The organism is Acinetobacter sp. GQ146, from assembly GCF_059758585.1.
Map to the genome: position 1 here is coordinate 351,914 of NZ_JCAXDV010000003.1, position 13,144 is coordinate 365,057.

14 protein-coding genes are annotated in these 13,144 nt (G+C 42.8%); 13 read left to right on the top strand and 1 reads right to left on the bottom strand.

Going from position 1 to position 13,144, the window contains the following annotated elements; translation table 11 throughout:
• Positions 1 to 41 precede the first annotated feature (41 nt).
• The 8 genes from secY (at position 42) to AC6CHI_RS07765 (ending at position 6,098) form a co-directional block, all read left to right on the top strand.
• Positions 42 to 1,361 (top strand): preprotein translocase subunit SecY, encoded by a 1,320-nt coding sequence (gene secY, locus AC6CHI_RS07730; protein ID WP_458891960.1) that lies wholly within the window; start codon positions 42 to 44, stop codon positions 1,359 to 1,361.
• A 20-nt stretch (positions 1,362 to 1,381) separates the two neighbouring features.
• Positions 1,382 to 1,498, top strand: coding sequence for a 50S ribosomal protein L36 (gene rpmJ / locus AC6CHI_RS07735; protein WP_000867907.1), 117 nt, complete (start codon positions 1,382 to 1,384; stop codon positions 1,496 to 1,498).
• A gap of 107 nt (positions 1,499 to 1,605) precedes the next feature.
• Positions 1,606 to 1,962, top strand: a complete 357-nt coding sequence (rpsM, locus tag AC6CHI_RS07740; protein WP_016168588.1) for a 30S ribosomal protein S13 — start codon at positions 1,606 to 1,608, stop codon at positions 1,960 to 1,962.
• Between the two features lie 19 nt (positions 1,963 to 1,981).
• On the top strand, positions 1,982 to 2,368 hold the full coding sequence (rpsK, locus tag AC6CHI_RS07745) for a 30S ribosomal protein S11 (protein ID WP_004281491.1): 387 nt from the start codon (positions 1,982 to 1,984) through the stop codon (positions 2,366 to 2,368).
• Positions 2,369 to 2,380: 12 nt separating this feature from the next.
• Entirely contained in the window at positions 2,381 to 3,004 is a 624-nt protein-coding gene (gene rpsD, locus AC6CHI_RS07750; protein WP_038346085.1) for a 30S ribosomal protein S4, read from the top strand.
• 16 nt (positions 3,005 to 3,020) lie between these two features.
• The gene (locus AC6CHI_RS07755; protein ID WP_016168586.1) at positions 3,021 to 4,028 is read left to right on the top strand and encodes a DNA-directed RNA polymerase subunit alpha; all 1,008 of its coding nucleotides are present in this window, start codon (positions 3,021 to 3,023) and stop codon (positions 4,026 to 4,028) included.
• 18 nt (positions 4,029 to 4,046) lie between these two features.
• A complete protein-coding gene (gene rplQ, locus AC6CHI_RS07760; RefSeq protein ID WP_004974746.1) occupies positions 4,047 to 4,412 on the top strand; it encodes a 50S ribosomal protein L17 in 366 nt (121 codons plus the stop codon).
• Positions 4,413 to 4,607: 195 nt separating this feature from the next.
• The gene (locus tag AC6CHI_RS07765; protein WP_498120478.1) at positions 4,608 to 6,098 is read left to right on the top strand and encodes a flavin-containing monooxygenase; all 1,491 of its coding nucleotides are present in this window, start codon (positions 4,608 to 4,610) and stop codon (positions 6,096 to 6,098) included.
• A gap of 54 nt (positions 6,099 to 6,152) precedes the next feature.
• Here AC6CHI_RS07765 and AC6CHI_RS07770 read toward each other — a convergent pair whose 3' ends face one another.
• Entirely contained in the window at positions 6,153 to 7,325 is a 1,173-nt protein-coding gene (locus AC6CHI_RS07770; RefSeq protein WP_498120480.1) for an acyl-CoA dehydrogenase family protein, read from the bottom strand.
• Positions 7,326 to 7,511: 186 nt separating this feature from the next.
• On the opposite strand from AC6CHI_RS07770, the gene AC6CHI_RS07775 reads away from it, so the two are divergent.
• The 5 genes from AC6CHI_RS07775 (at position 7,512) to AC6CHI_RS07795 (ending at position 12,819) form a co-directional block, all read left to right on the top strand.
• Entirely contained in the window at positions 7,512 to 7,769 is a 258-nt protein-coding gene (locus AC6CHI_RS07775; RefSeq protein ID WP_458891656.1) for an FAD assembly factor SdhE, read from the top strand.
• Positions 7,762 to 8,145 carry a protein YgfX gene (locus AC6CHI_RS07780; protein ID WP_498120482.1) on the top strand — a complete coding sequence of 128 codons (384 nt, stop codon included), beginning with the start codon at positions 7,762 to 7,764 and terminating at the stop codon, positions 8,143 to 8,145. The genes AC6CHI_RS07775 and AC6CHI_RS07780 overlap by 8 nt, the downstream gene beginning before the upstream one ends.
• A gap of 520 nt (positions 8,146 to 8,665) precedes the next feature.
• Positions 8,666 to 9,730 (top strand): hypothetical protein, encoded by a 1,065-nt coding sequence (locus AC6CHI_RS07785; protein ID WP_498120484.1) that lies wholly within the window; start codon positions 8,666 to 8,668, stop codon positions 9,728 to 9,730.
• A 58-nt stretch (positions 9,731 to 9,788) separates the two neighbouring features.
• Positions 9,789 to 10,370, top strand: a complete 582-nt coding sequence (rrtA, locus tag AC6CHI_RS07790) for a rhombosortase (protein WP_498120486.1) — start codon at positions 9,789 to 9,791, stop codon at positions 10,368 to 10,370.
• Positions 10,371 to 10,533: 163 nt separating this feature from the next.
• Complete coding sequence (locus tag AC6CHI_RS07795; RefSeq protein ID WP_498120488.1) at positions 10,534 to 12,819, top strand: TRAP transporter large permease subunit; 2,286 nt, start codon at positions 10,534 to 10,536, stop codon at positions 12,817 to 12,819.
• The last annotated feature ends 325 nt before the right edge of the window (positions 12,820 to 13,144 follow it).

Here is a 13,144-nt window from a genome sequence, read left to right on the forward strand (position 1 = left end):
GAGTGTCTATGTCTCCTAGTTCTTCAGGTCATGTTCACATGATGAAAGGGCAACCATTTTACGTGAAATACCGTGAAATTATTCGCCGAATGATGTTTTTATTTGGTGCATTGTTGGTCTTTCGACTAGGAGCGCATATTCCAGTACCGGGCATTAATAATGCTGCACTTGAAAATCTTTTTAATGCAAACCAAGGTACGATCCTTGGTTTGTTTAACATGTTTTCAGGTGGTGCATTAGAAAGAATGTCTATTCTTGCCTTGGGAATTATGCCGTATATTTCTGCATCCATTATTGTGCAGTTAATGTCGACAGTGATTCCATCACTAGAAGCTTTGAAAAAAGAAGGTGAGCAAGGGAAGCGTAAGATTAACCAATATACACGTCAAGGTACGTTGCTGTTAGCTTTAGTGCAGGCGACAGGTATGTGTGCAGGTCTGATCAGTCAGGGAATCACCCTGTCATCTGGATTGGCTTTCTATGTACCTGCTGTAACCTCATTGGTTGCAGGTACCATGTTCCTAATGTGGTTGGGTGAACAAATTACTGAGCGCGGAGTGGGTAATGGTATTTCCATGATCATTTTCGCTGGTATTGTGGCTGGATTACCTAATTTAATTATGCAATCCATTTCATCGGTGGATAACGGTCAAACAAGTCTAATTGGCTTGGTAATTTTTGGCTTGTTGTCATTAGCGGTGTTAGCAGCAATTGTATTTATTGAGAAAGCACAACGACGCATTCCAGTAAATTATGCCCAAAAACAGCAGGGTCGTCGTGTATTTACTGCACAGCAAACGCATTTGCCATTAAAAATTAATATGGCAGGTGTGATTCCAGCGATCTTTGCGAGCTCTTTATTGTTGTTTCCAGCCAGTCTGGGACAATGGGTAGGTAGTTCAGATCCGAGTGCAGGTGTAATCAAGCGCGGTCTACAAGATTTGGCACTTTTATTGTCGCCTGGACAGCCGTTGTATTTGGTGCTCTTTGGTGCGTTAATTATCTTTTTCTGTTATTTTTATACGGCGCTAGTATTTAGTCCTAAAGAAGTGTCAGAAAACTTAAAACGCAGCGGAGCTTATGTGCCTGGTATTCGCCCAGGTGAGCAAACTGCTCGTTATTTAGATCATATTCTCAATCGTTTGACATTTATTGGTGCGATTTATATTACGATCGTGTGTTTAATGCCAATGATTTTGCAAAGCTCTTTTGGTATACCTTTTTATTTAGGTGGTACTTCTTTGCTGATCGTTGTTGTTGTGGTTATGGATTTCATGGCTCAATTGCAAGCACACCTCACATCTCATCAATATGATAGTCAAACATTAATGAGAAAAACGACTGCTCATCCGAAGGGATAAGCGCACTTAGAGGTTTCATCATGAAAGTACAAGCTTCTGTAAAGAAAATTTGTGGTAGCTGTAAAGTTATCCGTCGTAATGGGGTTATTCGCGTAATTTGCAGCGCAGAACCTCGTCATAAGCAGCGTCAAGGTTAATCTGATCAAGACCTGTTGATTTCAGTAGGCTAATTAGGTTATTATCCGCCCCTCAAGATTTTTGTGGGGCGGTTGATTATCTCTACTGCCTTTTTGGAGAAAATTGAATGGCTCGTATTGCCGGTGTAAACATTCCGGATAACAAGCATGCTGTTATCTCTCTCACTTATATCTTTGGTATTGGTCGCCACACTGCTAAGAACATCTTAGCTGCTGTAGGTATCGCGCCAACTACAAAGATTCGTGAATTAGATGATGCTCAGCTTGATGCGATTCGTGCAGAAGTTACTAAGGTTCCTACCGAAGGTGACTTACGTCGCGAAATTTCCATGAACATTAAACGTTTAATGGATTTAGGCTGCTACCGTGGTCTTCGTCATCGTCGCAGCTTGCCTGTCCGCGGACAACGCACCAAAACTAACGCACGTACCCGTAAAGGTCCGCGCAAACCTATTAAGAAATAAGATTTCTGGAAGCTAAAAGATGGCTAAAGATACTCGCGCACGCAAGAAGGTCACTCGTACCGTCTCTGAAGGTGTCGCACACATTCACGCTTCTTTTAATAACACCATTGTAACGATCACTGATCGTCAAGGTAATGCATTGGCTTGGGCTACTTCAGGTGGACAAGGCTTCCGTGGATCACGTAAATCAACTCCGTTTGCTGCTCAGGTAGCTGCTGAAGTCGCTGGTAAAGCTGCTTTAGATTACGGTTTGAAAAACTTGGACGTCCTTGTAAAAGGTCCTGGTCCTGGTCGTGAGTCTGCGGTTCGTGCATTAGGTGCAGTGGGTTATAAAATTAACAGCATTACCGATGTGACTCCAATCCCGCACAACGGTTGCCGTCCACCTAAAAAACGTCGCGTGTAAGGAGAAACATTCATGGCTCGTTATATTGGTCCAAAATGCAAACTCTCTCGCCGCGAAGGGACAGACCTGCAATTAAAATCTGGCGTTAAACCATTTGACGTTAAGACTAAAAAACATGCTAAAGCTCCTGGCCAACATGGTCAGAGCCGTGCAAAACAATCTGAGTATTCACTACAATTACGTGAAAAACAAAAAGTACGTCGTATGTACGGTGTTTTAGAGCGTCAATTTAGTAACTACTATAAAGAAGCTGCTCGTGTTAAAGGCGCAACAGGTGAAAACTTGTTGAAATTGCTTGAAAGCCGTCTTGATAACGTTGTTTATCGCATGGGTTTTGGTTCTACACGTGCAGAAGCTCGTCAGCTCGTATCTCACCGTAGCATTACTTTGAATGGTCGTCGTGTTAACATTGCGTCTATCCAAGTAAAAGCGGGTGATGTAATTGCAGTTCACGAAGGTGCTAAACAACAATTACGTATCAAAAACGCAATTGAATTAGCTGCTCAACGTGGTATTCCTGCTTGGATGGAAGTTGATCATTCTAAGCTAGAAGGTACGTTCAAAGCTGCACCTGATCGTTCTGATTTACCTGCTGAAATCAACGAAAGCTTGATTGTAGAATTGTATTCTAAATAATCCTTGAGGTAGCAATATGACGCGTACTGCAAATGAGTTTCTAACTCCGCAAGCGATCAAGGTCGAAGCGGTTAGCGGGACCTCGGCAAAAGTTATTCTAGAACCATTAGAGCGTGGCTTTGGTCATACTCTTGGTAATGCTTTACGTCGCATCCTTCTTTCTTCTTTACCTGGCGCAGCTGTGGTTGAAGTTGAAATTGAAGGTGTCGAGCACGAGTACAGTACCTTGGAAGGCTTGCAGCAGGACATCGTCGAGCTCTTGCTGAACCTGAAAGGATTGTCTATTAAGCTGTTCGATCAAAATGAAGCTTATTTGACATTAGAAAAACAAGGTCCTGGCGACGTAACTGCTGCTGACCTTCGTTTACCTCATAATGTTGAAGTGGTTAACCCTGAACACTTGATCGGTACATTAAGTGCAACTGGCTCATTAAAAATGCGCCTTAAGGTTGCTCAAGGCCGTGGTTATGAGACTTCTGACTCACGTTTCCCAGAAGGCGAAACTCGCCCAGTGGGTCGTTTACAGTTAGATGCTTCTTATAGCCCAATCAAACGTGTGTCTTACATCGTAGAAAATGCGCGTGTAGAACAACGTACTGACCTTGATAAGCTGATCATTGATCTTGAAACCAACGGTACAGTTGATCCTGAAGAAGCGATCCGCAAAGCGGCAACAATCTTGCAACAACAAATTGCAATTTTTGTTGACCTTCAGAAAGATCAAGCTCCTGTTGCTCAAGAACCTCGTGAAGAAGTTGATCCAATTTTGCTTCGTCCAGTAGATGATCTAGAGCTTACTGTTCGTTCTGCGAATTGTTTAAAAGCAGAAAATATTTACTACATTGGTGATCTTGTACAGCGTACTGAGGTTGAGTTACTTAAAACTCCTAACCTTGGTAAGAAATCGCTTACTGAGATCAAAGATGTTCTGGCTTCTAAAGGCTTACAACTCGGCATGCGTTTAGAGAACTGGCCACCAGCTAGTCTCCGTATGGACGATCGTTTCGCCTATCGTAGCCGTTAATTTAGTAGGACTATCACCATGCGTCATCGTAATAGTGGTGTGAAATTAGGCCGTACAAGCAGTCATCGTAAAGCGATGTTCCAAAACTTGGCTAATTCTTTGTTCGAACACGAGTTAATTAAAACTACTGTTCCTAAAGCTAAAGAATTACGCCGCGTTGCTGAGCCTTTAATCACTTTAGCTAAAAACGATACTGTTGCAAACCGTCGTTTAGCGTTTGCTCGTACTCGTTCAGCAGCAACTGTTGGTAAATTATTTACCGTTCTTGGCCCTCGTTACAAAGAACGTAACGGCGGTTATCTACGTGTTCTTAAAGCGGGCTTCCGTGCGGGTGATGCTGCACCGATGGCTTACGTTGAACTAGTAGATCGCGAAGTTAAATAATTTCGTAGAGCTATTCAGTTGTTCTTAAAAAGGGTCGGTTTTTAACCGACCTTTTTTAATGTCTGTTGTTAGACAATATTAAATGATGTCCCGAAATGATACGTTTTTATCGATGTTTTAACTCAACTTGACATTGATCATTGTCAGAATTGTGTTTTAATAAAAATGTATTATTCGTAGGGTTATAAAAACAACATGGAAAAGCAAATTGATATATTGATTATTGGTGCTGGTATTTCAGGCATTGGTTTAGCAGCCCATTTATCTAAAAATAATCCAAATCGCTCTTACGAAATTATTGAGCGTCGTGACAGTATTGGTGGCACTTGGGACTTATTTAAATATCCAGGCATTCGATCTGATTCGGATATGTCGACCTTTGGCTATAATTTTAAGCCTTGGCAGCAATCCAGTGTGTTGGCGGATGGTGCCGCAATCAAGGGGTATTTGTCCGAAGTGGTCGAGGAGTTTCGTCTTTTATCTAAAATTCACTTTCAACATAACGTGCTTTCAGCTAATTATGATTCTGAGATCCAGAAATGGGTGGTTGAAATTGAAGACCATAAGAAAAAGAAACAGACTTGGATCGCGAATTTTATTTTAGGTTGTACGGGGTACTATAACTATGAACATGGTTATCAGCCCAAATTCCCAAATCAGCCTGAATTTAAAGGTGAATTTATTCATCCACAGCATTGGCCTGAAAAGTTAGATTATCGCGGGAAAAAGGTCCTGATTATCGGTAGTGGCGCTACCGCGATTACTTTGGTGCCTGCTATGGCCAAAGGTGGTGCTGCCCATGTGACCATGTTACAACGCTCACCGACTTATATTGCTTCTGTACCTTCTGTTGATTTTGTTTATGATCAGATGCGTAAATACCTGCCTGAGGATGTCGCCTACAAACTCACGCGTGCCCGAAATATCGGCATGCAACGAGGTATTTATGCCCTAGCCCAGAAGCAACCCAAATTACTGCGTAAATTCTTATTAAAGTCGATTGCATACCAACTCAAGGGTAAAGTGGATATGAAGCACTTTACTCCGACGTATAATCCTTGGGATCAGCGCTTATGTGTGGTGCCTGATGGTGATTTATTTAAGATTTTACGTTCAGGTCAAGCGAGTGTTGAAACGGATTTAATTGAACGCTTCACTGAAACTGGGGTGTTGTTGAAATCGGGTAAACAGATTGAGGCGGATATTATTGTTTCTGCGACAGGACTGGAGATTCAGATTCTGGGCGGTATTAAAGTCACTTTAGATGGTCAGCCGATCGATACGTCGAAACATATGCTTTATCAGGGCGTGATGGTCAGTGATGTACCGAACATGGCGATGATTATTGGCTATATTAATGCATCATGGACTTTAAAAGTGGATATTGCCGCGGACTATATTTGCCGTTTAATAAATTACATGGATCAGAAAGGCTATGTACAGGTCATTCCGCAAGGAGATCAGTCCGAACTGTTGGAAGACACGGTGATGGGGAGTCTCACTTCTGGATATATTGCGCGTGCCGCCAATGTGATGCCTAAGCAAGGTAAACATGCACCTTGGAAAGTGAGCAATAATTATCTGGCAGACCGTAAAGCGTTGAAGCAGGCCACTTTTGAAGATTCGGTATTGAAATTCCAAAAAGCGTTGCCTCATGATCAGCGGAAGCCGAAATTGGTCTCTTAGTGGATGATAAAAGCAAAAGGAGCCTCAAGCTCCTTTTTTATGCGGCTAGAAAAATCACAGGGTGCGAGAAATCAGTTCTTTCATAATTTCATTGGTGCCGGCATAGATGCGATTAGCACGGTTATCAATATAGGCACGTGCGATTGGATACTCCAGCATATAGCCATAGCCGCCATGTAGCTGTAAGCACTCATCGACCACTTTAGAATACAGCTCTGAAATCTTGTATTTGGCTGCTGCTGCGGCATCTACTCCGAGTTGTCCTTGTAATTGCTGTTGCATACATCCATCCAAATAGGCACGGCAAACATCAATTTCAGTACGAAGTTCGGCTAGCTTAAATCGGGTATTTTGAAAGCTGGCAATCGGTTTGCCAAACGCATGTCTGTCTTTGGTATATTGTACAGTATGCGCAAAAGCAGCTTCAGTACCAGCTTGGCAAATGATCGCGACCAACATACGTTCCCATGCCAGCTCTTTCATCAACATCATAAAGCCCATGCCTGCAGTACCCAATAAATTCTCTTTGGGGACGCGGACATTATCAAAAAATAATTCGCAGGTATCTTGTCCTTTCATGCCAATCTTATTCAGCGGTTTGCCTTTACTAAAACCTGCACGATTTGCTTCGACCAGTAGCAGCGATAAATTGGCCGAGCCTTTGTCACTGTTCCCGGTTTTGCAGACCACAATCGCCATGTCACACAGGTAGCCATTGGTGATAAATATTTTGGAACCATTAATGACATAATCATCACCATCCAATAGCGCGGTGGTACGTACAGCCTGTAAATCGGAACCTGTACCTGGCTCGGTCATGGCAATCGCGGTAACCACTTCACCGGATGCCATTTGAGGGAGCCAATGCTGCTTTTGAGCCTCATTGCCAAAGTTTAAAATATAATTGGCAACAATATCGGAGTGGAGGGAAAAACCTGTTGCAGAGTCCATGGCATAGGCTTGTTCTTCAATCAGAATCATGCTGTAGAGGCGATCGACACCTGAGCCACCATAGGTTTCTGGCATTGTGGCACATAATAAGCCCAGTGCACCTGCCTTGTTCCAAAGATCACGATCAACATGTTGTTGTTGCTCATATTTTTCAGTGTTTGGGATGACTTCTTGCAGGTAAAACTTACGCACAGTGTCACGAAATGCCTCATGTTCTGCGTTAAATAACTGGCGTGGCAGCATATGGTCTAAAGGTCGAATCGCGGCAGATTGCATGTGAATAATATCCTTAAATTATAATTGTGAGATTGAACTTAAAAGAATGCGCTAACGGGAACAATGTGCTGAATGCTCAATTCCATATTAAAAATGATAGATTTCGTCATTCCATGCAAAAGGCTCGAAAAAGGATTGGTGATTCGGTTAAACTAGGTCAGTTTTGTTTGGCTAAAGGGGATAACAATGAGCGAAGAAATGACACTAGAAGAGCGTAAAGTAATTTATCGTGCGCGTCGTGGCTTAAAAGAAATTGATGTGTATTTTGACCCCTATGTTAGAAATTACTACTTAAAAGCATCTCCTGAAGAAAAGGCATTATTTGCCGAATTGGTTGATCAAGAAGATCCTGATTTATTGGACTGGTTCATGGAAGTGGGTGAACCGCCACGCCCAGAAATTAAAAGCCTGATTGTAAAATTAAAGCATTATGTACATGGCTGAGAATGCCTTTTATTTGAACCGCAGCCGGATAGCGATTGCGGTTCAAATAGGGCTGCTCAGTTTGATTTTGAGTTTTTGCCTGATGCTGTTGCCAGTGTGGCTTGCCGTGCTCGCTGTCATGCTATTGCTGCTTTCAACGCGATTTCATTTTAAACAGCCACGGCTGTATTATCTCGAACCCTATTCGATGACGGAGTGGTCAGTGGGGTATCTGCAACATGAGGTCCACCGTTTCAATTTACAACGCGTGGTGGATCATCACTACTACATTGTCTTGTATTTTCAAGCGAATCATTCCAACTCCTGTGTAATTTGGCGTGATCAATTGTCCTTACAGGACTGGAAAAGATTAAAAGTATTGGCAAAAATGCTCTGATTGTTAGACAGCTTGTGATTGTTTGTTTTGTTTTAAGTTTATAAAAATCAATAAATTAATATAATTACTAAAATTCATTGTTAGACAGCTTCTGAATTAATTGGCATAAAGTATAAATTGTTAGACAATTTTCTGGTCATCCCTTCGCTTTTCTTTGTACATTAAAACCACCAAACAGCAAACGAGGAAATTGAGATGATGTTTCCAACGTGGATGTTTCTAATGGTCGCGATTGTTTTGGCAATTGTGATAGGACGTTTAGGAACAGTGCTGAAGGATCGATTTGCACAAACATAAAGCCCCTACGGGCGTTCATTTAATAGGTAGCATGTGCTGAACCGTCGCAATGCTACTTTTTTTTGCCTAAAATTTCTAAATCGTTTGAGTACAGTCAATTTTTCTCTTTATTTTTCATGGCAAAGTACAGATTGTTATTAGAGTAAATACTCTTTAATTCGCAAATTGCTTCTGCTATGTTTACTGCGAAGGACACAAACAATAAAAGATAGAGGACAGGAAAATGTCGCAAGTCCAGAAAATTGGCCAAGGTATGGCGATTTTAATGATTACAACTACCATTTTTACAGGATGTTCTCATGTGGTGAAGTCGGGTGCAAATGTCGCTTTAGGCTTCAGTGAAAAGCACGTTGTACCGCCCATTTTAGCCATGGATGATGCAGACATGGTGTGCAATTCAGGCACTGCTTTAACCCCAGCGATTATGGCTACCCAAGATATGGGAGCAGATCCAACCCGTATTGCCATTTTATTATATTCTGCGGCTGGAACATGTGCTGAAAATAAAGCGCTTGAGGCAGAATTGCGTTATCTACGGGCATCAAAATCGGGGCAGGTTACGGAAGCACAAGATGCGCGGATTGAACAAAAGCGCTGGTCTGCGGTTGCCGCTCAACGTCAATATACAGGTTATCAGTTGCTAGAAAAGCGCTGGCAAGCGAAGTATCAGCAAGCTTTGGGTGAAAGCTGCCCAAAAATGAAAAGTGATTTAGACCAGACTGTTTATTTGCTGGGGATGCTCAGTGGTTTGCAAGCCATGACCAATGACATTAACTCAGGTGGTGCGATGAATGTACCTAAAGATATTGCGGCGATTGTTGAGCGTGGGATGGTGTGTTTAAACAATGAAAAATTCTGGGGAACGCCTGAAGCAACACGTGCCGCAATTTGGACTTTATTGCCTGGCGCGGGTGATGGTAAACCAGATCCGTATCAAACCTTGAAACAATCCATGCAAATTGGAGAACAAAAAGGGGTGCGATTACCTCATGCCCTGTATGCGGTTGCAGCCCAAGCGAGTGGGGATGATGCCAAAATTCGAGATGCGTTAAAACAATTTGCAGCCGCTCGTTCAGATGAAAAGCCAGTCAACCCTCAATTCAAACTGATTGATAGTATGGCCGCCAGTATGGTGCAAGGGATTTCCGATCGCTACTGGACTGAACATACAGGTAAACGCACTGGTGATGAGGGCATGAGCCATTTCTGGGATGAGCAGGAGGATGCCACAGGATTAGACGATTTATTTAATGCCAGCGAAGATACCGCGAGCACCACGAATCACTAATCTATCAATGTGGTATTTGCTATTCCCTAAAATGAAGTAAGCATAGAGGGGTAAGAAAATGCATGATCCAGATTTAACCCGGAAAGTGGTTTTTATTGCGCTAGTCGCTTCAATATCCGCCAGTTTACAGATTTTTGCTGACTATTTTATTTATTGGCATCCCGACTTGCTGGCTCAATTCTGGCGACTCTGGACTGCCCATTGGGTGCATGTAGGCTGGGTACATTATCTTTTGAATATGCTGGCATTTGCTTGTTTCCCCTTTATTTTTCCACATGTCAGGGTGTGGCATTTTGCTGCTTTACTTTTGCTGCTTCCTGTCTGTATGAGTCTCAGCTTTTATTATTTTTATCCCAGCATTGAAGCCTATGCAGGATTATCTGGCGTACTGCATGGGGCTTATGTTGCGGTTGCCATCATTCATCTCTGCTACCGTAAAGAACGCAAATTTGCTGCTGGGGTTTTAGGCTTAATTTTCATCAAGTTGGTCTGGGAAAATACCATTGGTAATACGGGAACCGCAGAGCTGATTGGTAGTCCGGTATTGGTTGAAGCACATCTTTTAGGGGCAATTTGGGGCGCATTGATTGCCGGGTTGTATTATTTACTTGCTGTGAAGCGCGCGACCTTAAGCAGTTGACATTTTAAGCAGAAAGAAAAACAAAGTAGTCATTATTTTCTGTCCAGAAAACATGCAGAGTGAAAAAGAAAATAAAGATACGAATAGGAGATGGAGATGTCCTATTCATTCAGGAAGACAACATCACTGTTGATGATGATTAAAATAAAAAATAGGAACGCACATGTACGATGCCGGACAGAAACGATCTGGACTAGATCAGATTAAATATATTTGGACTGAATGGATTTCCGCCTTTGTGATCTTGGTGTTGCTGATTCTGACACTGATTATCGGTACAGGAGAAATGATTCATGGTCAATTGCTGCGTATGGGGGAAAGCCTGTACGGTGACCCAGCAAAAGGCATGCAATATTCTTTTCTTCGTGCGGAACCCACACCACCTGATTGTAATCGGCAGCCCAATATTGATGCTTTAGTACAAGCACAAATGCAAACCAATGCAGCAGATGAATTTGCAGATATTTTTGGCACGGCTTCTGAGTCGGATGTCCGAGCTTCAATTGTTGCTGCGCAGGGCTTATGCGAAGAAAAGTATCAGTTTTATGATAAAGCGCAGCAGCATATGCAAGAACATTCAACCTTAAGGGCATACCGGACGGTTGAGACTACATTCTTTGGAGTTTTCAAATTCGGCAGTGAAAATCGTGCCATTTTATTGGTGTTGATGGTGGTCTTCGCCGCGATCAGTGCAACCTTAAAAACCCATCATATTGGCTTGCGCAGCCCGACCACCAAGATAGATTTCCGTGTTTATGGTGTCTTGATGCTACTGGCCAATGGGTTTTTGGTGAGTTCTAGTTTGAGTCAATACTCTTCCGTTAAGAACTCGGGTGTACCGATGACCGCTGAGATGTTCAGTATTTACTGGATGTGGATGGTTTTATTTAGCCTGTTGACGATCATCAGTGTGTTCCAGTTATTTAAACCGCCTCAAGTAACGCAAGATGGTGGTCGTTTGGGCATGGCTTTTCTGAGTGTACCGCTGTATGCCTATATGGCCGTGATTACTGGTGTGGCCTTTACTTTTTTTATGGATTACCCGATGGGGCAAGGGATTTATTTGGGACAACTGGTTGAGTTCTCCAGTATCTTCCTGAATCTTGCCTTATTCATCTGGGCGGGGATGCTGTTAAAGCAAACACGAATTGTGGATCTGTTTTTAAATATTCTTCGTCCATGGAATCTGGCACCTGAAACTCTGACGTGGTTAATCCTGATTGCTGCCGCACTCCCGACCGCCTATACCGGTGCATCTGGGATTTTCGTGATTGCAGCCGGGGCAATTATTTATAAAGAAGTCTGGAATGCGGGTGGACGTCGCCAATTTGCTTTGGCAGCGACGGCAATGTCGGGTTCACTGGGCGTGGTGTTAAGACCATGTTTACTCATTGTGGTGGTGGCTTCGTTGAACAAGGAAGTCACTACAGATTGGCTCTATCAGTACGGTAGTTATACCTTCTTATTAACTTCTACCTTATTTTTAGTGGTGTCATTATTCTTGGCGGAACAAAAGTTCCGGATTGCACCGTTATCTATAGCAGCACCTCAATCATTCCGTGCGCTTGCACCAGTCATGCCGTATATTTTGATTTTTGTACTGATCTGGCTGTTTTATAAATATGCATTATCTACAGATCTCAATGAATTTACCGCGCCTGTGATGATGCCAATTATTTTATTGATTATGGTGCTCTACGATAAATTACGTCATGAACCTGCACCTATTCAGGCCGTGGGGCATTGGGATGAAACGCTTGATGTTCCTTATCGTACACAAACGCCACCGGCATTGGCTGGGGCAGCATTATCAGGGAGCGTTGAGTATCGTGAAAGTATGCATGCGGCGACCACGGCAGATGAACTGGCTGTTAATCATGCGGTTGCCCATTCAGAAAAACTTGATCCAATGCGTCAAGTTGGTTTCTGGAAAGCTTTGCATATTTCCACCAGCGAGACAGTTGGACATATTGGCGCGTTAGTCATTCTGATGGCGTTGTCGGTTAGTGTGGGAGGCTTCTTGGAACGCATAGAAGTCATGAGTATGTTCCCAACCGATATTGCCAGTATCTATTTGGTGATTAGCCTGATTGTGGTGCTGATGATTGTGGTGGGGATGATTATGGATCCGTTTGGCGCCGTGATTCTGATCTCGGCAACGGTTGCTCCTGTGGCTTATCAATATGGCATTCATCCAGTGCATTTCTGGATGATTACCTTAATTGGTTTTGAGCTGGGTTATGTGACCCCGCCTGTAGCTCTCAATCATTTGTTGGCACGTCAGTCGATTGGTGATGCAGAAGTAGCAGAGGCAGATGCAGAAGTACGACATCAATCTTTCTATTATCGTTATGAACGCTGGATCTTGCCATTGCTGGTGTTATTCCCTGCCATGCTGATGATTGCCTATGTGCCTTACCTATTTAAACTGTTTGGCTGGTATCAGTAAAAGCCAATTGCAATGCCATAAAGCACCCTAGGGTGCTTTATTTTTTTTGAGGTTTTAAACAATGATGCTTAAAAATATTAGCTCGGTTTTCAAGTTCTTAATTGATGCAAAAGCATGGGCAAAGAATGTTCAGAAGTGATAGGTATAGAAAAAGTCGAGAGTTAAGCCATGCACTTAGACCGTTGGTGGAAGTGAGCTTGTGTCTATCTTTGTACCGATCTTAAATGCTTTCTGGCTATAACGGCCAGCTCGAAATCAAGCATAGTGACCCAGCTGAAATGAACTTTAACCAATGGATTGAAGCGGTTGTGTACTGCTGCATGTC

What these genes read in the sequence shown, in the direction of transcription:
- secY (WP_458891960.1), top strand. Translation starts at nt 42, where the DNA reads ATGAAAGGGCAACCATTTTACGTGAAATACCGTGAAATTATTCGCCGA.
- rpmJ (WP_000867907.1), top strand. Translation starts at nt 1,382, where the DNA reads ATGAAAGTACAAGCTTCTGTAAAGAAAATTTGTGGTAGCTGTAAAGTT.
- rpsM (WP_016168588.1), top strand. Translation starts at nt 1,606, where the DNA reads ATGGCTCGTATTGCCGGTGTAAACATTCCGGATAACAAGCATGCTGTT.
- rpsK (WP_004281491.1), top strand. Translation starts at nt 1,982, where the DNA reads ATGGCTAAAGATACTCGCGCACGCAAGAAGGTCACTCGTACCGTCTCT.
- rpsD (WP_038346085.1), top strand. Translation starts at nt 2,381, where the DNA reads ATGGCTCGTTATATTGGTCCAAAATGCAAACTCTCTCGCCGCGAAGGG.
- AC6CHI_RS07755 (WP_016168586.1), top strand. Translation starts at nt 3,021, where the DNA reads ATGACGCGTACTGCAAATGAGTTTCTAACTCCGCAAGCGATCAAGGTC.
- rplQ (WP_004974746.1), top strand. Translation starts at nt 4,047, where the DNA reads ATGCGTCATCGTAATAGTGGTGTGAAATTAGGCCGTACAAGCAGTCAT.
- AC6CHI_RS07765 (WP_498120478.1), top strand. Translation starts at nt 4,608, where the DNA reads ATGGAAAAGCAAATTGATATATTGATTATTGGTGCTGGTATTTCAGGC.
- AC6CHI_RS07770 (WP_498120480.1), bottom strand. Translation starts at nt 7,325, where the DNA reads ATGCAATCTGCCGCGATTCGACCTTTAGACCATATGCTGCCACGCCAG.
- AC6CHI_RS07775 (WP_458891656.1), top strand. Translation starts at nt 7,512, where the DNA reads ATGAGCGAAGAAATGACACTAGAAGAGCGTAAAGTAATTTATCGTGCG.
- AC6CHI_RS07780 (WP_498120482.1), top strand. Translation starts at nt 7,762, where the DNA reads ATGGCTGAGAATGCCTTTTATTTGAACCGCAGCCGGATAGCGATTGCG.
- AC6CHI_RS07785 (WP_498120484.1), top strand. Translation starts at nt 8,666, where the DNA reads ATGTCGCAAGTCCAGAAAATTGGCCAAGGTATGGCGATTTTAATGATT.
- rrtA (WP_498120486.1), top strand. Translation starts at nt 9,789, where the DNA reads ATGCATGATCCAGATTTAACCCGGAAAGTGGTTTTTATTGCGCTAGTC.
- AC6CHI_RS07795 (WP_498120488.1), top strand. Translation starts at nt 10,534, where the DNA reads ATGTACGATGCCGGACAGAAACGATCTGGACTAGATCAGATTAAATAT.